The sequence below is a fragment of the Chryseobacterium sp. Leaf405 genome (assembly GCF_001425355.1).
Classification (GTDB): Bacteria; Bacteroidota; Bacteroidia; order Flavobacteriales; family Weeksellaceae; genus Chryseobacterium.
The window spans coordinates 14,831-34,682 of the sequence record NZ_LMQN01000005.1 but is presented as its reverse complement, the minus strand read 5'-3'; the positions used below and the strand labels follow the sequence as shown (position 1 = coordinate 34,682).

Here is a 19,852-nt window from a genome sequence, read left to right as displayed (position 1 = left end):
TTTGAAGATTATAATTTTACAAATTTAGCAAAAATAAATATGTTCACAGGAATTATTGAAGCAGTAGGAGTTATTGAGAAGATTGAAGAAAATGGAAGTAATATTGATTTTACTTTAACCTGCCCGTTCACTAATGAATTAAAAATAGATCAAAGTTTAGCACATAACGGCTGTTGTTTAACGGTTGTGAAAATTGAAGGTGACAAATACGTTGTAACTGCCATTAATGAAACCTTAGAAAAAACAAATCTTGGAAAGTGGGAAGTGGGCTCTGTTGTAAATCTGGAACGTTGCATGAAAATGGACGGAAGATTAGACGGGCACATCGTACAAGGTCATGTAGATAAGACGGGTGAAGTAGTAAGTATTGAAAATAAAGACGGAAGTTATTTTATTACCATGAAATATGAAGATAACGGAAGTTTTGTTACAGTTCCTCAAGGTTCAATTACAGTAAACGGGATTAGTTTAACGGTTGCAAAAAGCGAAGACAAACAATTTTCTGTGGCGATCATTCCCTACACTTGGGAATTTACCAATATGAAAAATTTAAAAATAGGAGATAAAGTTAATCTGGAATTTGATATAATTGGTAAGTATATTGCTAGGTTAATTAATAAACAGAATGGCAATTAGTATGTACAAAGGATATAGCTTGAGAAACCGTGTATTTTTCGGTTTCTTGCTGGTATGTCTTTTAAGTGTAGTTGCTTCTTCTCTGGTTCCTTATTTTGTACTGAGGGAAAATTCTACCAGGCAAAGTGAGATTGATATGCAGAATAAAACAGGTGCTGTCATGCGGTATCTGGATTATGCAGTAAGCATGAAGCGCTCGCAAACTAAAGATCTTCCGGAACTTTTAGATAATAAAATTTTCGAAATTGCCGACATCAATAAACACGATATTGTTTTATATGATCTTAAAGGAAATTACCTTCTTTCTAATAATGAAGAAAATCTAGCAGAACAGAAAAGTATTCCGATTAGTATAGTGAATAAAGTTCTTTCTTCCAAAGCGAGGTACGATATTAAAGGATATGATGCTTCTAAAGATGCAGTTCTTACTTCTTCTTATTTATTATTGAAAAATAATGATCTTGAGCCGATTGCAATTGTCTATATTCCTTTGTATCACGACGAGTCTGCTTATTTTGGAGTTCTTAATGTTTATGTAAAATACATTGTTTTAGTTGATGTTTTTTTAATCTTGTTCAGTGTCTGGATCAGTTGGGTGATGTCTAACAGTCTGGCAAAAAATATCACTAAATTTTCAGATATGATTACAAGAATCACATTGTTTGAAAATGAAATGAGACCCATCAGATATTATAAAAATGATGAGTTAAATGCTTTGGCAAGAGCTTATAACAGAATGATTCTTCAGATTCAGGATCAGAAAGAAAGGCTCCGTTTCAAAGCTTCTGAAGAAGCATGGAGGGAAATGGCAAAACAAGTGGCACATGAAGTTAAAAATCCTCTAACTCCAATGAAATTGACGATTCAGAATTTTGAAAGAAAATTTGATCCCGAAGATCCGAATATCAGAGAAAGAGTAAAGCAAATGAGTAAAACAATGGTAGATCAGATTGATTTGATCGCAACCGTTGCCTCAGCTTTTTCAGAATTTGCAAAATTGCCCGAAAAAAATAATGAAATAATCAATCTGAATACTGAATTTGATGATATTCTTCGGGTTTTCAATGATGATAGTATTTTCATGCATTCCAACAAGAGTAATATCATGATTACGATGGATAGGATTTATCTGTCAAGAATTATTACCAATCTTGTTACCAACGCAAAACAAGCGGAAAGTGATGAGAGAAAATTAATTATTAATGTTGATGTCGAGCAGCATCAGAGAAGAGTGATGATTTCTATTCAAGACAATGGAGTTGGAATTGATGAAAGTATGTACGAAAGAATTTTTGAACCTAATTTTACTTCCAAAAACAGCGGAATGGGACTTGGCTTGTCAATGGTAAGGAAAATGGTAGAAGATTATAAAGGTGAAATTATTGTAAAATCTGAGGTCGGAAAAGGCTCAACATTTACCATTACATTACCTACTAATTTATAGTGAAACCTTTTACATTTAAACAGTTTGAAATTCAACAATCAAAAGATGTCTTCCGTGTCGGAACAGACGGTGTTCTGTTGGGCGCTTTGGCTACCGTTAATGGCTTTTCGAAAGTTTTAGAAGTGGGAACTGGTACTGGATTAATTTCATTAATGTTAGCTCAACGAAATTCAGACGCAGCATTTTTAGGTATTGATATTAATGAAGAAGCAGTAAATTTTACTCAATTAAACTTTCAGAATTCTCCATTTAGTACAAGATTACACAATATTTATCAGGATTTTAAAGAATTCAAAACGGAAGATAAATTTGATTTGATTGTTTCCAATCCGCCATATTTTGAAGCTTCTGATTCCAAAAAAGATAAAATTGCCAGACAAACTGTTGAATTGAATTTCAAACAATTAATTTCAAAATCATCAACTTTACTTTCTGAAAACGGAATTTTTTCAGTCATAATTCCTGTTGAAGTCGGTAATGATTTTATTGAAATTGCTAAAGAAAATCAACTGTTTTTAATTAAAAGAATCAATATCAAAGGAATTGAAAACTCAAAAACGAAAAGATTAGTTTTAGAATTTTCTTTAACTGAAAAATCATTAGAAGAACAGGGATTTATTATAGAAAAAAGTCCGAGACAATACTCGGACCAATATATTGAACTCACCAAAGAGTTTCATGTTTTCAAAAGAAGTTAGACTTTAGAAGTTTACTAATTTCTTAATCTCTAAATCTTTTAATTATTATTCAAATAATTCCGCTGTATCAAGCACAGAAACTTTTCCATCTTCGCATCGGATCGCTTCTCCAGGGAAATTCTGAATCATGTGATAATCGTGTGTTGCCATTACCACCGCAGCTCCATTTTCCAATGCAACTTGCTTTAATAAGGTCATAATTTCATTAGAAGTTTCCGGGTCAAGGTTTCCGGTAGGCTCATCCGCCAAAATCAGATCAGGATGATTTAAAAGAGCTCTTGCAATCGCAATACGCTGCTGTTCACCACCTGAAAGTTCATGAGGCATTTTGTGTTTTTTACTCTTCATATTCACGCTGCTTAACACTTCATTGATGCGGTCTTCCATTTTTGTTTTATCATTCCATCCTGTTGCCTGAAGAACGAATATCAGGTTTTTTTCAACCGTTCTGTCTGAAAGTAACTGGAAATCCTGGAAAACAATTCCTAACTTTCTTCTCAGGTTGGGAACGTCTGAAGCTCTCATTTTTTCTAAATCAAAACCAACAACAGATCCATGCCCAGAAGCCAAAGGAATATGTCCGTACAGTGTCTTTAAAAGTGAACTTTTTCCGGAACCTGTTTTTCCGATAAGATAGCAGAATCTGCCTTTTTTGATGTTCAAATTAACATCAGAAAGAACCGTGAAGTTTTTTTGCGCAATCTTTGCGTGCTGCAAACTTATGATGTTATCTCCGGAGATATTTGTATGTGGCATATTTCAATTTTAAAGTGCTGTTTCTAAAAAATATTTTCAGCTTTTAAAAATAGTAAAAAGAACTTTAAAGAAAGTAATTTTTAGGAAATTTTAACAACAAAAAATGCCTGAAAAACTTCTTTTCAAGCATGATTTGTATATGATAATAAAAAGATTATCTCTTAGCGCGCGCAGCACTTACAGTTAAACTCTTTCTGCCTTTAGCTCTTCTCGCAGCCAAAACTCTTCTTCCATTTGGCGTAGACATTCTTTCTCTGAAACCGTGTTTGTTTCTTCTCTTTCTTTCTGATGGCTGGAATGTTCTTTTACTCATTACTATATGTTTAAATCGTAATTAATCTATTAATTTTTCAGGTTGCAAAGATATAGATTTTTTTATAAGATACAAATATTAGCTATCTTTTTTTTGAATTTAATTCAGATTTATAATCAACTATTTATAAAAGCCGATTACCAGACAGAATTTTTCTGTCTTCAAAAATAATAGGATTGGTTTATTTAAAAGCTCTATCTTTGGAAACCCAAATTTAAAGAAAATAAACGATAATGTTTACACCGGCAGAACTTTTAGAAATCAATACCTTACTGACACCTGAAAATAAAATAGTAATCCTTACCCATTACAATCCGGATGGTGATGCTATAGGTTCTGGTCTTGGGTTGAAACATTATCTTAAAGCAAAAGGAATTTATGCAGAGTTGATCGTTCCAAACGATTTTCCGAAATTTCTGAAGTGGATGCCTGAAGCGAAAAAAGCTTTGATCGCCGAGTACAAAAGAAAAGTTGCTTCCGATTTAATACATGAAGCAGATGTAATCTTTTGTCTTGATTTTAATTCTCCGTCAAGAATCGGTCTGTTGGGTGACTGGCTGACGAAAGCAAAAGCGAAGAAAATTCTTATCGATCATCATCAGCAGCCGGAAAAGTTTGATTACGTATATTCTGATACGGTAATTCCGGCAACCTGCCAAATGGTTTATCATTTCATTGAAGCGATGGGTGATGAAGATTTGGTAAATCAAGATATTGCGGAATGTCTTTACACCGGGATTATGACAGATACAGGCGGTTTCCGTTTCCGTTCTACCAGCGCAACGACACATAGAATTGTTGCCAATCTTATAGAAAAAGGAGCAGATCCTGCAATGATTACTTCTAGTACCTGGGATACAAATACAGTTTCTCGTCTTCATTTATTAGCTTTAATTTTAGGGAGAATTGAAGTGGTAAAAGACGGTAAAGTAGCAGTTTTATATCTTACGAGAAAAGAACTGAAAGAATATGGTTTCCAGAAAGGCGATACCGAAGGTTTTGTAAATTACGGATTAAGTATTCTTGGCGTAAAAATGGCTGCTTTCTTTATGGAAGATTTATATGAAGATTTTATCAAAATTTCTTTCAGAAGTAAAGATGATATGGATGTAAATCAATTCTCGAGAAAATATTTCAGTGGAGGGGGGCACATCAATGCAGCAGGTGGAAAATCGGATGAATCATTACAGGCAACGATAGAAATTTTTAAAGCTAAAGTAGAACAAGAGGATAATCTGTAATAAATTATAAAGATTTTTTATATCCTTTATTTTCCAATTCTTTACAGGTATATTCGTATACTTCCTGAAACATCGTCTCAAGCGATTTTTTGTTGAATAAACTGAATTTGGTCATTTTTGGAGGATCTAAGAATATGTCGCAGAATTTTGCTTTGGAATAAACAGATTTTGCAATGGCAAGATGTAAAATCCTGTCAAATTCCTTCATTAAGCTCATATTTTCAAGACTGTCGTAACTGATGGAATTAACGTGTGAAGCAATTAAAAAATCACATTTGTCAACAATAGGTTCAATGGGAAGATTATCTAAAACGCCACCGTCTACATAAATTTTTTCACTGGTTCTAACAGGAGGAAGAACAAAAGGAACACTTGAAGAAGCCAGTAAAGGTGTGAAAAGTTCGCCTTCCGAAAAGAAATCAACAATACCATGTGTCATTTCTGTAGCAGCTACAAAGACGGGGATTTTAAGAATATTAAAATTATCTTCAGGAAAATGATCTTTAAAAAGTTTTAAGATAAAATTTGAACTGAATATACCGTTTTTTGAAAGTCTTAAATATGATCTGGAAAAAAAAGTGGTTTCTCTTACAATCTCCATCATTTCATCGGGTGTTTTCCCGAAAGAGTAAAATGCGGCGACAATAGATCCAGCGCTTGTTCCTGAGATAATATCAGGTTTTAGATTATATTCTTCCAATGCTTTTAATACCGCAATATGGGCAATTCCGCGCATTCCACCGCCCGAAAGTGTTAAACCTATAATCGGTTTCTTTTTACTGAAAGAGAATAGACCCATTGAGAATTTTAATGATTACTAAGATACGAGAATTTTTATAAAGCAATTAAGGCTCGTCGCATTCAGAATCTATTTTGATGAAAAGCGAATTGAATTTTTCGGTCATTTTTTCGTCGTGCAGCGTTTTGTTGATATGATCGTTGGCACAGTTTCCCCATCCGAAAGTAATTAAGTCAATAGTTGCAAAATCTTTTTTATCAGATGAATGTAAACGTTCTTCAAATTCGTTCATAATTCTTTGTGGGTCACTGTTTCTTTTACTCATTACTTCACGGAGTTTTCTCCATTCTTCCGTCATTTGAGCATCGTCTGAATTCAGAGCTCTTGCAAAATTTTCACAGCCTTTGGAAAGTTTATGATTCACCAGAATTGATGGGTCGGAAAAAGCCATAATTTCAGTTTTTCTGAACTCATATTCATCGGCAAGTTCTAGTAATTTTTGTTTTCTTACATTTTCCCAATAAGGATCTTGAACAACTTTTATATTTTCCAATACTTTTTTCTGATTGGTAAAATCCCGATTAAGTTGAGCTAAAATTTCATCTTTTTCTGCTCGTACTTTCTGTAGACCTTTCAAATTAAAAACAGAAGGTGTGCTTAATAAAACGCCTCCCATCTGAAACCAAAGTTTGTAAGTGCCCTCAAGTTCTACTTTTGAATATTTGCTTGAATCAAAATATCCTTTATTGTCACAAAGCTCAGTCGAAAAATTAAATATTTCCTCTTTATTTTGTGGCAAAACTGTAGAATCTTTTTTGTTAATTTCAGAAACAACTTTTATAGAATCATTCTGAGGATTACCTAAAACTGTATTTTCTTTTTTACAACTGAAAATTGCAAGAAACAGGATAGAGAAAATTACATTCTTCATGCATTAAAAAACTAAATGTTTGGGTAAATTGTGAAGGAGTTCTGTGTTGATAATCGCTGCGCAAATGGCTGGTTTTTCCCAGTGTCCGTTGTGTCCGCAATCCAAAACATAAGATTTTATATTAGTTTTGTCAGGCAGATTTTCGATCAGCATTTCGGTTTTCACGGCATTATCATGTTTTCCTGCAATGACTAAAATTTTCGCATCCAAATTTTCCAAAACCTGCTTTTTATCGGTTCTGTCTACCATCCCTTTTACCGAAGCCAAAGCTCCTAAATTGTTGGTAGAAAGAGCAATTTCCAAGGCGATTTCTATTTTTCCTTCGAGAATATCTCTTTCATTTGGGTTGAATAAATTTGGAATTCCTGCTCTCACATAATGAGCAAAGGCATCCTGGATAATTCTGTAGCTTTTTTTACGCTGTTCTTTTTTCTCAGCATCATCCGGAAAAAAGGTAGAAAAAAATAAGGTTAAACTTTTCAGATATTCAGGATGTTTTTCGGCAAAACCTAAAGAAACATAACCTCCCATTGAGTGTCCGAGCAAATGAACTTGTGTTAAATTCTGATTATCCAAGACTTTTTTTACTTCTTCAGCCATTATTTCCATCGTCTGAACTTCTGCTAAAATTTCAGATTGCCCGTGACCCGGAAGATCGATTTTTAATAAGGAGAAATTGTCAGAAAGATAAGGTTCCATATCATTCCAAATCGTTAGGTTTTCCATGAAACCATGAAGCAAAACCAAAGTTTCTTTTCCGTTTCCTTTTCGTTCAAAGTTCAGCATAATGATAAAATTAAAAATGAATATCAATATAATCAACAAATCCCGAACCGTTTACCATATCCTGAAGTCGGTACGTTTTTCCGCCGTCTTTAGACATGAATGTTTTGGTACCTTTTCTGGTATAAGGTTTTCCGTTATTATTGGCAGAAATATTTTGGGTGATCTCTCCTGTGAAATTCATATGTTTGTCGGAAACTACGGCCATAAAACCTTTTATTGTAGCAGAATTTTTCCCGGATTTAATATTTCCCGAAACATTATAATGGTCACCTTCTCCGTTGATTTTCTGAAATTCAACCGTTCCTGTACTTTCAATGCCATTATGAGTGAATTTATGATTTCCGCTAAAATCTTTGAAATGATTTTTAGATTTAATGCTGTCATTAATTTCTGTTCTTGCAGCATTAATGGAATCTACAATTTTTGTGCTGTCAATCCTGTTTAAAGTAGAAGTTGTTTCTTTTTTGGAACATGAAACGATCAAAATGGAAACTGCAATAGCGGCTAAAAAGTTTTTCATTTAATAAAATTATACCCAAAAATAAATAAAAAAAGAGCATTTTGAAAATGCCCTTTGATGTTATTTGGTTAATTCTTCGTAAACTTTCTTTTCCCATGGTTTAATGTCGGTTACTCCGTAGCGTTCTTGTTTGGAAATTGCAATATTATCCAGCACATCTACGAAATTTTTGTAGTTGGCATCATCCGTCGGTTCAATGATAATCGTGAAATTTTCTTTTATTGGAGCATTGTTATAAGCTTCAGAAATAACTTTAGTTATATTGATTCCGCTGAAATTGGTTTCTTTTAAGTTGGTTTTATTTAAATCGCCTGCGGCTTGCTGGTGATAAAATATTCTATTGTCTTTGCCCAGGATAAATGTTACCTGGTTTTTTACATCAATTATTTTATCATGTTTATGAATTGGATCTTTCGCCGGCAATCCCAAATCCATCACATTAGGTTTTGAGAAGCTTGATGTAAACATGAAAAACATGAGCAATAAAAAGTTTAAATCGACCATAGGTGTCATATCAACTTTAATGTTTTTCTTTTTTTGTTTACCTCCGGATTTCTCTTGTGTAATAACTTCTGCCATCTCTTAGTTTTTTAAATTTTAAAGGCTTTTTTTGTAAATATTAAGAATTTACTAACTCTGTTTAAAAAGCACATCAAAGTTTATACCTAAAAATTAAAAATGATAATAATTTTTTAAAATTATTTCGCTTTTAATATAAAAAGGAACTTAGCATTTCTAAAACGACAAGGTTTTGTGATTTTTTAATAATAAATTTTTAAAATCATGATTTTCTGTTTTAAAAAATGGTTGGAGAATAAAAAAACTCACGCCTTTCGACATGAGTTTTATAATAATATTTTTAAAGTTTTATTTATTTTTTTTGTAATAATTTACGCCACATTCCAGAAATTTCTTGAAATCGGCTTTTGGCATATAACCGGAAACCGGGCTGTTAATTACTTTTCCGTCTGGTGTAATTAAAACATAGTGCGGCTGAGAATTATTATTGAAATTCACCTGTTGGAACAAACTCCATCGGTCGCCAATTGTTTTAACTTTTTTTACTTGTCCTTCTCCTAAATCAATCTTCGTTTTTTGATCTTCGGGAAGTTCTTCTTTGTCATCAACATAAAGAGAGGCTAATACAATATCGTTTTGTAGAATTGGTAAAATATCCGGTTCGCTCCAAACAAATTCTTCCATTTTTCTACAGTTTTCGCAACCATAACCTGTGAAGTCAATTAAGACAGGCTTATTTTCTTTTTTTGCTAATTCAATCGCTGTAAAGAAATCGTGCTCGGGATGCATTCCTAAAATTCCGTCTTTTTCGTCGTGGAAATAACTAACATTTAACGGAGGTAAAATTCCGCTTAATAATTGCAGTTTCGGACGTTCAGCAGGAATTAATCCCTGAATCAAATAAATAACAAAACCAATTCCCAATACTCCTAGAATTTTTCTCGTAATAGAAATTTTTGGTTTTTTATCGTCGTGAGGAAATTTAATTAATCCAAATAAATAAATAGCCAATCCAATCGCAACCACAATCCATATGGCGATGAAAAGCTCTCTTTTAATTAAGAAAGTTTTAGAAACCAAATCTGCTTTTGATAAGAATTTTAAGGCTAAAGCCAATTCCACAAAACCTAAAACTACTTTCACTGTATTCATCCAACCTCCTGATTTTGGAAGACTTTGTAAAGCTTGCGGGAATAGAGCCAACAATCCGAAAATAATCGCCCAAGCCAACCCGAAACCGGCCAAAGCAAATGTCAACAACATCGGTACGTTTGCCGAGCCTGTTACTGCACTTCCCAATAAACTCCCTAAAATCGGACCTGTACAAGAGAAAGAAACAATTACCAGCGTTAATGCCATGAAGAAAATTCCTATGATTCCACCAGCTTCTTCTGCTTTTGAAGATTTATTGGCAATAGAACTTGGTAACGTAATGTCGTAGTATCCGAAGAAGCTTCCTGCGAAGAAAATGAATATAATAAAGAATGCAATATTCAGCCAAACACTTGTAGAAATTTCGTTAAAAATATTTCCTGCAATTCCATCGATAATATGGAAAGGAACGCTTAAAAGTACAAAAATTAATAGGATGAAAAATCCGTAAATTAATGCATCTCTCTTTCCTTTTGCTTTGTTTTTATTTCCTTTTGTGAAAAACGAAACCGTTAATGGGATCATTGGGAACACGCATGGAGTCAACAATGCAATTAATCCACCGATAAATCCTAAGAATAAATACGTCCAGTAATTTTCCTCAACTTTTGTAGAACCTGTTCCGCAATCAGTCAATGGTTTCTGGAAATTAATAGACTCTATTTTTAAGTTTTTTGGATCAAGTTTCGTCGTTGCTTTTACAATAACTTCTCCTTTTGCAGGATTTGCAACAATGGGTTCAGTCGTAGCCGGAGTTATTACAGAATCTTTTGCAGTCTCTGTTTTTATTTCTTCGGCCGTACCTTTTGGAGTGACTTGTTTGTTAAATTCTAGTGTATTGGGGGCCAAACAAACTCTGTCGTCGCAAGTCTGATAGGTAATTTCAGCAACAACATCGCTCGGCTTTGTTCCATCTTTTAGCTTGAATTTTTGCTTGAAACCTGCAGAATTGGAGTAAAAAATAATCTTTCCGCCAAAAGCTTCAGAAAATTCTTCATGTTTTTTTCCTGTTTCTGTAAATTTTCCGATCAGTTCGATATTTTTTCCTGAAACTTTATAGTCAGTAGGAATTCCTGTATCTTCCGGAATATCTTTGGAATAAATATGCCAACCACTTTCCATTGTGGCATTCAAAACGGCTTCGTATTGATTATCGCCTAATTCGTTGATTGTAAATTTAAATTTTACAGGATTTTTGATTTGTGCATTAATTGCCGTTGTTAAAAATAGCAGAATTAATAAAAACCAGTTTCTAAATTTCATTTTACTTTTTATTATAAATTTTGAGAATCTTTTGCGTATTCTCATCCTTAGAATTTCTTCTGTCTTGTCTGTAAGGAACAATTCCTAGTACAGAATTTTCGCTGTCAGTCAGGAGCCAGATTTTTTGCCTCGCTAAAATAGATAATTTTTCGTCCCTAAAAAACTTAGAAACTTTCTTTTTACCTGAAAATCCAATCGGATAAAATTCGTCACCATCTGTTTGCCTTCTCAATCGCAGTGGGAAATGAAGTTTTTCGGCATCAAAATCCCATTCAAAGTCCTTATTGATTTCTTCAATGTCTTCAATATTATCTTCGAGATTAATTGTGATTTGGTTTTCCGAAAAGTTAAAATTTTCAATTAAAAGGATTTCTTTCTCCCAATTTTGCTCTTCATCTTCGGTTTTTGTTTTTAAAATCAATTCATCTCGATCAATAATCAATTGATAATCTTTTGAAAAAAAAGAACTTCCTTTTTCAGCTTTAAAAATTTTCGAAATTTCCTCTTCTTGGTTAAAACCATACTTTTTCAAGATCTCAAATTTGACAAAATCGCTTTCCTGATTGAGTTGTTTTTTTGATAAAATTTTGTGGTACTTGTTAAATGTGGTCGATCGATTTTCTATTTCCTGAATCTGTTGCTGAACAAAATCTTTAGTTTGATTGAGATAAGAACTGCTTTTTTTAAAATTATCTAAGAAATGTTCATTCGTTTCCAATAACTTCGGAACGATTTCATTTCTGATTTTATTTCTTAAATAATCACTTTTTTTGTTGGAAAGATCTTCTCGATATTCAATTTCATTTTCTTTTGCTAATTCGTAGATTTCTTCTTTTGTAAAATTTAACAAAGGTCTCAGAATATTATTGTCATTCGCAGGAATTCCACTCAAACCGTTAATTCCGGCCGCTTTGGAAAGATTAATGATAAATGTTTCCAACTGATCATTCAAATGGTGAGCAGTTACTAAAAATTCCAGATTTTCCTGTTCCTGAATTTGTTTAAAGAAATTATATCGTAGTTCTCTCGCCCAAAGCTGAATGGAATTTTCCGGTTTTTGATCTTTTTCGGAAACTTCATATAAATGAAATTTAATATCATTCTTTTTGCAAAAATCCTGAACTACTTTTTGATCTAAATCAGAATCTTCCTCACGAAGATGATAATTGATATGCGCAACCTGAAATTTATATCCCGAATCTCGTAATTCATTAAACAGATACGCCAAAACCATAGAATCGGCACCGCCGCTCACCGCCAAAAGAAAGGTTTCATTTTCTGTTTGGTGAATAAGATTCTGTAATTGATTTTTAAAACTTAATTTTTTCAACATCTATGTTGAGAATTTCTTTGTGCAAAGATAATCCATATAATTAAAATGAATTTTGTTACCTTTGGTCGTCTAAAAATGATTATTTATGAAATTTTTAAAAATGTTAGCAGTTTCTGCAATGGCGCTGGGAATGACGTCTTGTATCAGCAAAAAGCAATATGACGCATTGAGCTCAAACTACAAGCAATGTATTGAAAATGTGGGCGAAAGACAAAGAGAAATTCAGGATCTGAGATCTCAGAATTCATCTTTAACAAGTGAGAATAATTTACTTAAAAGTCAACATGATGCTTTAAAATCTTCACTTGATGCTTGTTTATCAAACACAGGGAAAAGTTCTGCAAATATTGATAAGTTAGTGGGAGAGATCAATTCTTCTAATTCTTATATCAAGCAGTTAATTTCAAGCAATGCTAAAAACGACAGCTTGAACTTGGCTTTATCAAACAAACTAAAAAGATCTTTGGATAACGTAGCTGACGGTGATGTTCAGGTAAAAGTATTGAAAGGAGTGGTAATGATTTCTCTTTCAGACAAAATGTTGTACAAAACAGGCGATTATAACGTTTTACCTGCAGCTCAGGAAGTGCTAGGAAAAGTTGCTAAAGTAATTAACGATTACGATAAATATTCTGTATTGATTGAAGGTAATACAGATAACGTAGCATTGGCTTCTGCCACTTTACCAAAAGACAACTGGGATCTTTCTGCATTGAGAGGTACTGCGGTGGCTAAGGTTTTACAGTCTCAATTCGGTGTAGATCCTGCAAGAATTACAGCGGGTGGACGTTCTGAATACAATCCTAAAGCGACAAACATGAGTGTTTCCGGAAGAGCTGAAAACAGAAGAACAGAAATCATCATTATGCCTAAATTGGATGAGTTCATGAAATTAATGGATATTACTCCCAAGAAATAAGGAAAACTCTTTTTCTATATATATAAAATCCCGAAGCGATTCGGGATTTTTTTTAATCAAATTAATTCTTCTTTTTTCAATAATGAAATAATTCGCTGAAAAAATGAATTGGATATTCCTGGCTTAGTTTTTTTCAAAGAAGAACTGAGCTTATCTTTCGGTGAGATGCTCTTTTGATACTCTTTTTTAATTTGTTTTTCCCCGGCATTCATTTTATTTTTGTTTAGTGTTCTTACCCTTCTTTGCAAATGTATAACTATATGGAGTGCGAAAACATCCGTATTTTTACGGTAATTACCATGCAGATTTTTTATCAGTTGGAGTAATGATTTTTCCGCTCTATTTGCTTATATTTAAGTAAATTTGAACGATTAAAATTTGAAGAATGAGCTTTTTTGAAGAGAAGAATCCCGAAATGGACAGGTATTTGGAAACACACGCTTCCTCGGAGCCTGAAATTCTTAGAAAACTGAGAAGGGAAACTTACCAGAAAACAACGCAGCCACACATGATTTCCGGGTATCAGCAGGGAAGATTATTAACCATAATTTCTCAAATGATGCAGCCGAAAAATATCCTGGAAATAGGAACTTTTACAGGATATGCTACACTTTGTCTGAGTGCAGGTTTAGCAAAGGACGGAAAAATTACTACGTTAGATGTAAATGAAGATTTAGCGTATCTTCCTAAAAAATATTTTGCTGAAAGTGAATATTCAAATCAGATTGATTTTAAACTTCAGGATGCTAAAGAGTTTTTGAAGGAAACAGATGAATTTTTTGATTTGGTTTTCATCGATGCTGATAAAGAAAATTATGCAGAATATTTCAAATTAATAAAACCAAGAACAAAATCGGGTTCAGTAGTGATGTTTGATAATGTTCTCTGGTATGGAAAAGTGTTGGAAGAAAACCCAAAGCAGAAGTCTACACAGGTTATTAAGGGGCTCAATGATTTGATCGCCAAAGACGCTGATTTTGAAAATCTTATTTTACCTTTGCGTGACGGACTGAATTTTCTGAGAAGAAAGTAAGTAAAAGATTAAAGAATTCAGAGATTTAGAAATTAAAAAGCATGTGATTTTCTTAATTCCTAAATTTCTTAATCTCTAAATTTATAAGATGAATAAAGGAATTTGTATTGTTACAGTGGCTCCCGTGCGTGCAGAAGGTTCTGACAGAGCAGAAATTGTTACGGAAATATTGTTCGGCGAAAGTGCAGATATTTTGGAAGTGAATAAAAACTGGACCAAAATAAAAATGCATTACGATGGCTATGAAGGTTGGATGGATACGAAACAATTAAAACCTGTAACAGACGAAGATCTGGCAAAGCGAAAAGTTACGGTTGTCACGGAAGATTTCGCTTCTGTAATAATGAATGATGGAAAAACACTGCTTTCGATGGGTTCGGAAGTAGAATTTCCTGTGGTGGCTTCACGAAGAAGTCACGATGTGCGTGAAAGTATCGCTATGACAGCAAAAGAGTTTTTAAATGTCCCTTATTTGTGGGGCGGAAAAAGTTTCTTTGCAGTCGACTGCTCGGGGTTTACACAATTGGTTTACAAAGTTCATAATATAAAATTACCAAGAGATACATCTCAACAAATTGAGGTCGGTGAATCTTTAAGTTTTGTGGAAGAAAGTCAGCTGGGTGATTTGGCTTTTTTTGAAAATCCTGAAGGCAAAATTATCCATGTTGGAATTATGCTTGACAACCAAAAGATCATTCATGCTTCCGGGAAAGTAAGAATTGACACACTCGATTCTACAGGAATTTTTAATAAAGAACTGAATAAACACACACATAAATTAAGAGTTATTAAAAGTATAATTTAAATAAAAACCCAATTTGAAATGGAAAATATTCTCTTTGCAATTTTTGATATTTTTAATTTTGGATTGCTTGTTTTTTTGTGGTGGTTTACAGTAAAACATTATAAAACTCTGCCTCAGACCATTCCTGTTCATTTTGATTTTGACGGCAAAGCAGACAATTTCGGAAGTAAGAAATATTTTTTTCTGATGCCTGTTTTGGGAACTGCATTTTTTATACTTTTTGCTTATGTCGTACGAGATCCTGAATCTGCTAATTTTCCCGTAAAAATTATACCTGAAAACAAATGGATACAGTTTCTTATCATGAATATCTTTATCAGATGGATTTATACTTTACTGATGATGATTTTCCTGAATACTCAGGATTATATGTTCAGATATTCATTTGATGAAAATGTAAAACCAAAGATTAAAATGACAACAGCAATTTTATCAGTTTTAGTAAGTGTAATGGCTGTTTTTATAATTACTGCACAATTTAAATGATTAAAGCGAAAATCATTAATGATAAAAAATAATATTTCAATTAATAACCAATGAAAAAAACTCTACTAGAAATTACACAAACAAAAAATGGAAACTTGTCCGAAGTATTAGTCAACTGGAAAAATTATGATGAAGAAGAAGTCATTCTTTCGTTGTCTGAATTAAAAAAGAGAAATGTTCCAATTAACGAACAGATGGAAAATATTCTTTCTGAATTTACTCAAAGTAAAGGAAAAACGATCTCAGAAATTGAAAATGGTTTTTTTCAAAGCAAAGGAGTAAAAGATTACACCGAATATTATAATTCTAAGATTAATATTTTAGAAAAAAGCGATGAAGACAAATTACATGCAGAAAGACAAAGAAGAAACGCTATTGCCATGTTAGAGCAAATGGATAAAAAACAAGCTAGCAAAGATGTTTTATATGGCGGGTTATGGTTTGCTGGTGGCTTAATTGTTACTTTGGTTTCTTTAAGCAGCGGCAGTGGTGGTGTTATCGCTTATGGTGCTGTAATTTTTGGCGGAATTCAGTTTTTTAGAGGTATAATGAAAAGCTAACATATGTCTTTCCTGTATAACATATTCGTCAGTTTGCTTATCTTCGGGATGAAGGTTTTCTCGCTGTTTAATGATAAAACTAAAAAAGGCGTTGAAGGACGAAAAGAATCTTTACAAAAAGTAAAATCTGCTTTCTCTACATCTGATAAAGTGATTTGGATGCATGCTGCAAGTTTGGGTGAATATGAACAGGGATCACCGGTTTTAGAGCAGTTAAAAGAGAGATTTCCTACCCATAAAATTTTGATTACTTTCTTTTCTCCCTCGGGGTATGAGAATGTTGTTAAAAAGAAAAATATAGCAGATGTAATCTGTTATTTATCTTTCGATAAAAAATCAATTGTAAAAGAATTTGTGTCGCACTTTACGGTTGAACTATTTTTTACGGTGAAGTATGATTATTGGTATCATCTTTTGAAGGAATTAAAAAATAAAGGAGCCAAAACGTATGTGATTTCGGCCTTGTTTTATGAAAGGCAATCTTTCTTTACTTCTTACGGAAAATGGTTTGTAAAACAATTGCAGAATAATGTCGACTGGTTTTTTCATCAGACTGAAATGTCTTTTGCTTTGGCTAAAAGTGTCGGTTTAACGAAATCTTCTGTAACCGGAGATACAAGATTTGATCGGGTAAAACAATTAAGAAATCGTAATAATCATATAGATTTTATCAGTGATTTTGTAGACGGAAAACAAACGGTTGTATTTGGGAGTTCCTGGAAGTCGGAAGAGATTATTTTAAATGAAATTTTTGCAGCAAATCCCTACGCAAAACTGATCGTTGCTCCCCACGATTTAAAAAGAGTCAATGGATTAAAAGAAATGTTTCCTGATGCCGTTTTGTATAGTGAAATTCAAAGTGTAGAAAAGCCACTTGAACAATATCAGATGTTAATTATTGACAGTATTGGCTTGCTGTCGAAACTATATTCTTATGCAGATATTGCGGTTGTAGGCGGAGGTTTTCATGATGCCGGATTGCATAATATTCTGGAAGCTGCGACTTTTGGAGTGCCTGTTATTTTCGGGAACCATTACAGAAAAAACCCGGAAGCTGATGAGTTAATTTTGGCTGACGGAGGAAGATCGTTTGAGAAAGAAGGAATTGCAACAGACTTTATTCTGTTTCTTTTAAATAATAACGAAACTTTACAGTCAATGTCTGAGAATGCGGAGAAATTTGTGTCCAATAAACCAAATTCTACAGAACTGATTATCAGAAAAATGTTATCGTAAAAACCCCTGATTCTTTATGTCTTTTATGATTAAATCAAAGTGATCGGGAATTTTATCGCTTGTAAGCCAGTTGAAATCAATTCCGTTATTGATGAAAAGTTTTTCAAGATAATGATTTTGATGAATTTTTTCTTCCAGGCTTTCTAAGTGTTCATCAATTTCCATCCAATAATCTACATCTAATTTTTTAGTTAATAGTAAAGATTTTACGGTTTTGTTGATTAGATAAAGATACAGTTTATACACATTGTCAAATCTTTGTCTGGAAAGATCATCATTAAACTCTAAAATTTTATTAATCAGCAATATATTAAGTGAAACTTCCCCGAATTTGTCTGTTGTAATTTTTACATGTTCTGTAATTTCAGCACTTATTTTTCGGATAATTCCCAGATAATATTTTTGATTTCCAATATATTTTGAAGCAAGCAAAACTTTTTCAGATACAATTTCTTCCATTGAATCTCTTTTATTATCTGTTGTTTCAGGATCAATTAATTCAAAATACAGTTTTTTTGATAAAAGCTTATCCTTTTTCAGCAAACGGAAAATCAGACGGTCTTTTTCTATGGAAGAAAAATTGCTTAAAGCTGCCTTAAATTCTTTCGAGTACTCCATTAATTAAATATTTTTGAATATTTTAAAAATCCATTCAATGCCCAGTTTGCCGTGTAATATAAAGATTTTACGGTAGAAAAATTCATGAAATCTTTATAAACTAAATATTGGTCTTTAATAATATTTTTTTTGTTTCTGGAAACACTGTTTTCCCGCATTCTGTATTTTGCCATCGTCTTTTTTACAGGATATCCTTTAGGAATTACCTTCAAGAGATTCAGCCACATGACGTGATCCTCACGCTTGCTTTTTACGGGAAATAAAAATTTTCCGACTCTTTTTGTATCGTAAATGGTAGAAACCGGAGCAAGCCTGCAGGTTTTAAGCAAATTAGAAAAAGTAACGATTTTATCGGCTTCAAAATCTTTTAAAATTGGTTCCATTGTATGTTCATCACATCTTGAATAATTGCAATAAGCTAATTCTGCATTATTTTCCTGTAAGAAGTTAACCATCGTTTCCAAATATTCCGGATACCAAAGATCATCAGAATCAAGGAAAGCAATATATCTGCCCTGAGATCTTTCAAGACTTTTGTTTCGGGCGTTTCCCGCGCCTCCGTTTTGCTCGAGAATCTGTAATTTTATTCTAGGATCATTGTATTTCTTAATGATTTCAGCAGTATTGTCTTTGGAACGGTCGTCGGAAATCAGCCATTCCCAGTTTTCGTAGGTTTGGTTTAAAACAGACTGTATTGTTTCCTCGATAAATTCTGCGGAGTTGTAAGAAGGAGTGATAATAGAAACAAGGTCTTTCATTCGTGTTTACTTTTTTCAAAATTATAAAAACTTTTTTTCATATAAATGCCACGAACTGACACCGACAGCAATCACTACCAGCATGCAGACAAATGTCATAACAAAAGGGTTGTAATCTTCAAACAATCCTAATGTCTGAAAAGTCCGGATAATAGGGAAATGGAAGATGTAAATTCCGTACGTGAAATCTCCGTATTTTCCGAAATTATTCAAAAACTTGAAAGAATAAGCGATGTACAATGTAATGATGCCGATCATCATGGGAGAAAATAATTGAATATTGATTACTAAATCAATCCAAACGGTAGCGATGGCAACGATGAAAAGAAGGTGCTTATGTTTTATAAATTGATCAAAGTTAAAATAAATAAGCATTCCGGGAATAAAATAGGATAATGTACCGGGAAGCTGTTTTGCAAGTGAAATTTTATTTTGCAATTCGAAATAATTAAGATAGGCAAGCGATAAAAAATACAGGATAATTAAACTGATATTTCTGTATTTATTGTTCTTCCCAAAAAGTAAGAATAATAAAGGAACGCAGAAATAATAGCACATTTCTATCTTTAATGTCCAAAGAGCTCCATTTACCGCCTGATTTCCAAAAACTCCGGGAAGCCATGGTGCTTTGAAATTTAAAAATATAGAATTCCAGAAAAGATATTTGTAGACCTGAGTATTTTGGAAATATTCAGAAAAAGAAAATGTGCTTACCAAGCTTAATAAAATAGCGCAAAGAAAAACCACTAAAAGATAAGCAGGAACAATTCTTTTGATTCTTTTTTTTAAATAACTTTTTAAGCTGGAAGATCGGTCGTAACTTCTTGCGATAAGAAATCCACTGACAACAAAAAAGCCAAAAACTGCAATTTCTATGGGACTCTTTTCAAAGATTTTAAGATCTTTTGAAGCACTTAAGGCTCCTAAATGTCCCACGAAAACAATAAAGGCGAGGAGAACACGTAAAAAGTCAAAATTATTTTTCGTAATGTCTTGCATTTGCATTTTGTTTGTGCAAAAATAGTTTTTTTCGCAGAATAGCGGTTATTTACGTTCATGAATGTTTGTTAAATAAAGGTAAATACGGAATCGGATATAGTCAATAA

Annotated in this window: 22 protein-coding genes; 10 read left to right on the top strand and 12 right to left on the bottom strand. The window is 32.9% G+C overall.

Annotated elements, in window-relative coordinates; genetic code table 11:
- Positions 1-39 precede the first annotated feature (39 nt).
- From ASG22_RS04460 to ASG22_RS04450, 3 genes are read left to right on the top strand one after another with little or no spacing between them, the layout of a single operon-like run.
- Positions 40-636, top strand: coding sequence for a riboflavin synthase (locus ASG22_RS04460; protein WP_055981337.1), 597 nt, complete (start codon positions 40-42; stop codon positions 634-636).
- On the top strand, positions 626-2,080 hold the full coding sequence (locus tag ASG22_RS04455; protein ID WP_055981203.1) for a sensor histidine kinase: 1,455 nt from the start codon (positions 626-628) through the stop codon (positions 2,078-2,080). The genes ASG22_RS04460 and ASG22_RS04455 overlap by 11 nt, the downstream gene beginning before the upstream one ends.
- On the top strand, positions 2,080-2,778 hold the full coding sequence (locus ASG22_RS04450) for a tRNA1(Val) (adenine(37)-N6)-methyltransferase (protein WP_055981200.1): 699 nt from the start codon (positions 2,080-2,082) through the stop codon (positions 2,776-2,778). The genes ASG22_RS04455 and ASG22_RS04450 overlap by 1 nt, the downstream gene beginning before the upstream one ends.
- Before the next feature lie 45 nt (positions 2,779-2,823).
- Here the strand turns inward: ASG22_RS04450 and ASG22_RS04445 are convergent, their stop codons facing one another.
- Together ASG22_RS04445 and rpmH are read right to left on the bottom strand one after the other, a co-directional pair.
- Positions 2,824-3,534, bottom strand: a complete 711-nt coding sequence (locus ASG22_RS04445; RefSeq protein ID WP_055981195.1) for a cell division ATP-binding protein FtsE — start codon at positions 3,532-3,534, stop codon at positions 2,824-2,826.
- A 154-nt stretch (positions 3,535-3,688) separates the two neighbouring features.
- Positions 3,689-3,847 carry a 50S ribosomal protein L34 gene (gene rpmH / locus ASG22_RS04440; RefSeq protein WP_039365072.1) on the bottom strand — a complete coding sequence of 53 codons (159 nt, stop codon included), beginning with the start codon at positions 3,845-3,847 and terminating at the stop codon, positions 3,689-3,691.
- Positions 3,848-4,080: 233 nt separating this feature from the next.
- Here rpmH and ASG22_RS04435 point away from each other — a divergent pair, with 233 nt between their 5' ends.
- A complete protein-coding gene (locus ASG22_RS04435; RefSeq protein ID WP_055981192.1) occupies positions 4,081-5,088 on the top strand; it encodes a DHH family phosphoesterase in 1,008 nt (335 codons plus the stop codon).
- A gap of 4 nt (positions 5,089-5,092) precedes the next feature.
- Here the strand turns inward: ASG22_RS04435 and ASG22_RS04430 are convergent, their stop codons facing one another.
- From ASG22_RS04430 to tilS, 7 genes are all read right to left on the bottom strand, one after another.
- Complete coding sequence (locus ASG22_RS04430; protein WP_055981189.1) at positions 5,093-5,887, bottom strand: patatin-like phospholipase family protein; 795 nt, start codon at positions 5,885-5,887, stop codon at positions 5,093-5,095.
- A gap of 46 nt (positions 5,888-5,933) precedes the next feature.
- On the bottom strand, positions 5,934-6,758 hold the full coding sequence (locus tag ASG22_RS04425; protein WP_055981187.1) for a hypothetical protein: 825 nt from the start codon (positions 6,756-6,758) through the stop codon (positions 5,934-5,936).
- Positions 6,759-6,761: 3 nt separating this feature from the next.
- Entirely contained in the window at positions 6,762-7,544 is a 783-nt protein-coding gene (locus tag ASG22_RS04420; protein ID WP_055981184.1) for an alpha/beta fold hydrolase, read from the bottom strand.
- A gap of 10 nt (positions 7,545-7,554) precedes the next feature.
- Complete coding sequence (locus ASG22_RS04415; RefSeq protein ID WP_055981181.1) at positions 7,555-8,064, bottom strand: hypothetical protein; 510 nt, start codon at positions 8,062-8,064, stop codon at positions 7,555-7,557.
- 60 nt (positions 8,065-8,124) lie between these two features.
- The gene (locus ASG22_RS04410; RefSeq protein ID WP_055981178.1) at positions 8,125-8,643 is read right to left on the bottom strand and encodes an ExbD/TolR family protein; all 519 of its coding nucleotides are present in this window, start codon (positions 8,641-8,643) and stop codon (positions 8,125-8,127) included.
- 288 nt (positions 8,644-8,931) lie between these two features.
- Positions 8,932-10,998 (bottom strand): protein-disulfide reductase DsbD family protein, encoded by a 2,067-nt coding sequence (locus tag ASG22_RS04405; RefSeq protein ID WP_055981175.1) that lies wholly within the window; start codon positions 10,996-10,998, stop codon positions 8,932-8,934.
- Between the two features lies 1 nt (position 10,999).
- Positions 11,000-12,331, bottom strand: coding sequence for a tRNA lysidine(34) synthetase TilS (gene tilS / locus ASG22_RS04400; protein ID WP_055981173.1), 1,332 nt, complete (start codon positions 12,329-12,331; stop codon positions 11,000-11,002).
- An 85-nt stretch (positions 12,332-12,416) separates the two neighbouring features.
- Here tilS and ASG22_RS04395 point away from each other — a divergent pair, with 85 nt between their 5' ends.
- The 6 genes from ASG22_RS04395 to ASG22_RS04370 all read left to right on the top strand — a co-directional run bounded on the left by ASG22_RS04395 (position 12,417) and on the right by ASG22_RS04370 (position 17,370).
- Entirely contained in the window at positions 12,417-13,250 is an 834-nt protein-coding gene (locus ASG22_RS04395) for an OmpA family protein (protein WP_055981170.1), read from the top strand.
- 385 nt (positions 13,251-13,635) lie between these two features.
- Positions 13,636-14,283 (top strand): O-methyltransferase, encoded by a 648-nt coding sequence (locus ASG22_RS04390; protein ID WP_055981167.1) that lies wholly within the window; start codon positions 13,636-13,638, stop codon positions 14,281-14,283.
- 88 nt (positions 14,284-14,371) lie between these two features.
- Positions 14,372-15,088, top strand: a complete 717-nt coding sequence (locus ASG22_RS04385) for a C40 family peptidase (protein WP_055981163.1) — start codon at positions 14,372-14,374, stop codon at positions 15,086-15,088.
- Between the two features lie 18 nt (positions 15,089-15,106).
- Positions 15,107-15,574, top strand: a complete 468-nt coding sequence (locus tag ASG22_RS04380) for a DUF1648 domain-containing protein (protein WP_055981159.1) — start codon at positions 15,107-15,109, stop codon at positions 15,572-15,574.
- 50 nt (positions 15,575-15,624) lie between these two features.
- The gene (locus ASG22_RS04375; RefSeq protein ID WP_055981155.1) at positions 15,625-16,134 is read left to right on the top strand and encodes a hypothetical protein; all 510 of its coding nucleotides are present in this window, start codon (positions 15,625-15,627) and stop codon (positions 16,132-16,134) included.
- 3 nt (positions 16,135-16,137) lie between these two features.
- Positions 16,138-17,370, top strand: coding sequence for a 3-deoxy-D-manno-octulosonic acid transferase (locus tag ASG22_RS04370; protein ID WP_055981152.1), 1,233 nt, complete (start codon positions 16,138-16,140; stop codon positions 17,368-17,370).
- On the opposite strand, the gene ASG22_RS04365 is transcribed toward ASG22_RS04370, so the two are convergent.
- Genes ASG22_RS04365 through ASG22_RS04355 form a run of 3 tightly spaced genes read right to left on the bottom strand, consistent with a single transcriptional unit; the run spans position 17,362 to position 19,745 of the window.
- Positions 17,362-17,988 (bottom strand): hypothetical protein, encoded by a 627-nt coding sequence (locus tag ASG22_RS04365; protein ID WP_055981149.1) that lies wholly within the window; start codon positions 17,986-17,988, stop codon positions 17,362-17,364. The two genes, ASG22_RS04370 and ASG22_RS04365, sit on opposite strands and share 9 nt — an antisense overlap.
- A complete protein-coding gene (locus ASG22_RS04360; RefSeq protein WP_055981146.1) occupies positions 17,988-18,746 on the bottom strand; it encodes a glycosyltransferase family 2 protein in 759 nt (252 codons plus the stop codon). Before ASG22_RS04360 ends, ASG22_RS04365 begins: the two co-directional genes overlap by 1 nt.
- Before the next feature lie 21 nt (positions 18,747-18,767).
- Entirely contained in the window at positions 18,768-19,745 is a 978-nt protein-coding gene (locus tag ASG22_RS04355; RefSeq protein ID WP_157844700.1) for an acyltransferase family protein, read from the bottom strand.
- Between the last annotated feature and the right edge of the window lie 107 nt (positions 19,746-19,852).

What these genes read in the sequence shown, in the direction of transcription:
- tilS (WP_055981173.1), bottom strand. Translation starts at nt 12,331, where the DNA reads ATGTTGAAAAAATTAAGTTTTAAAAATCAATTACAGAATCTTATTCAC.
- ASG22_RS04415 (WP_055981181.1), bottom strand. Translation starts at nt 8,064, where the DNA reads ATGAAAAACTTTTTAGCCGCTATTGCAGTTTCCATTTTGATCGTTTCA.
- ASG22_RS04355 (WP_157844700.1), bottom strand. Translation starts at nt 19,745, where the DNA reads ATGCAAGACATTACGAAAAATAATTTTGACTTTTTACGTGTTCTCCTC.
- ASG22_RS04395 (WP_055981170.1), top strand. Translation starts at nt 12,417, where the DNA reads ATGAAATTTTTAAAAATGTTAGCAGTTTCTGCAATGGCGCTGGGAATG.
- ASG22_RS04365 (WP_055981149.1), bottom strand. Translation starts at nt 17,988, where the DNA reads ATGGAGTACTCGAAAGAATTTAAGGCAGCTTTAAGCAATTTTTCTTCC.
- ASG22_RS04360 (WP_055981146.1), bottom strand. Translation starts at nt 18,746, where the DNA reads ATGAAAGACCTTGTTTCTATTATCACTCCTTCTTACAACTCCGCAGAA.
- ASG22_RS04380 (WP_055981159.1), top strand. Translation starts at nt 15,107, where the DNA reads ATGGAAAATATTCTCTTTGCAATTTTTGATATTTTTAATTTTGGATTG.
- ASG22_RS04385 (WP_055981163.1), top strand. Translation starts at nt 14,372, where the DNA reads ATGAATAAAGGAATTTGTATTGTTACAGTGGCTCCCGTGCGTGCAGAA.
- ASG22_RS04430 (WP_055981189.1), bottom strand. Translation starts at nt 5,887, where the DNA reads ATGGGTCTATTCTCTTTCAGTAAAAAGAAACCGATTATAGGTTTAACA.
- ASG22_RS04420 (WP_055981184.1), bottom strand. Translation starts at nt 7,544, where the DNA reads ATGCTGAACTTTGAACGAAAAGGAAACGGAAAAGAAACTTTGGTTTTG.
- ASG22_RS04405 (WP_055981175.1), bottom strand. Translation starts at nt 10,998, where the DNA reads ATGAAATTTAGAAACTGGTTTTTATTAATTCTGCTATTTTTAACAACG.
- ASG22_RS04410 (WP_055981178.1), bottom strand. Translation starts at nt 8,643, where the DNA reads ATGGCAGAAGTTATTACACAAGAGAAATCCGGAGGTAAACAAAAAAAG.
- ASG22_RS04390 (WP_055981167.1), top strand. Translation starts at nt 13,636, where the DNA reads ATGAGCTTTTTTGAAGAGAAGAATCCCGAAATGGACAGGTATTTGGAA.
- ASG22_RS04455 (WP_055981203.1), top strand. Translation starts at nt 626, where the DNA reads ATGGCAATTAGTATGTACAAAGGATATAGCTTGAGAAACCGTGTATTT.
- ASG22_RS04370 (WP_055981152.1), top strand. Translation starts at nt 16,138, where the DNA reads ATGTCTTTCCTGTATAACATATTCGTCAGTTTGCTTATCTTCGGGATG.
- ASG22_RS04445 (WP_055981195.1), bottom strand. Translation starts at nt 3,534, where the DNA reads ATGCCACATACAAATATCTCCGGAGATAACATCATAAGTTTGCAGCAC.
- ASG22_RS04425 (WP_055981187.1), bottom strand. Translation starts at nt 6,758, where the DNA reads ATGAAGAATGTAATTTTCTCTATCCTGTTTCTTGCAATTTTCAGTTGT.
- rpmH (WP_039365072.1), bottom strand. Translation starts at nt 3,847, where the DNA reads ATGAGTAAAAGAACATTCCAGCCATCAGAAAGAAAGAGAAGAAACAAA.
- ASG22_RS04375 (WP_055981155.1), top strand. Translation starts at nt 15,625, where the DNA reads ATGAAAAAAACTCTACTAGAAATTACACAAACAAAAAATGGAAACTTG.
- ASG22_RS04460 (WP_055981337.1), top strand. Translation starts at nt 40, where the DNA reads ATGTTCACAGGAATTATTGAAGCAGTAGGAGTTATTGAGAAGATTGAA.
- ASG22_RS04435 (WP_055981192.1), top strand. Translation starts at nt 4,081, where the DNA reads ATGTTTACACCGGCAGAACTTTTAGAAATCAATACCTTACTGACACCT.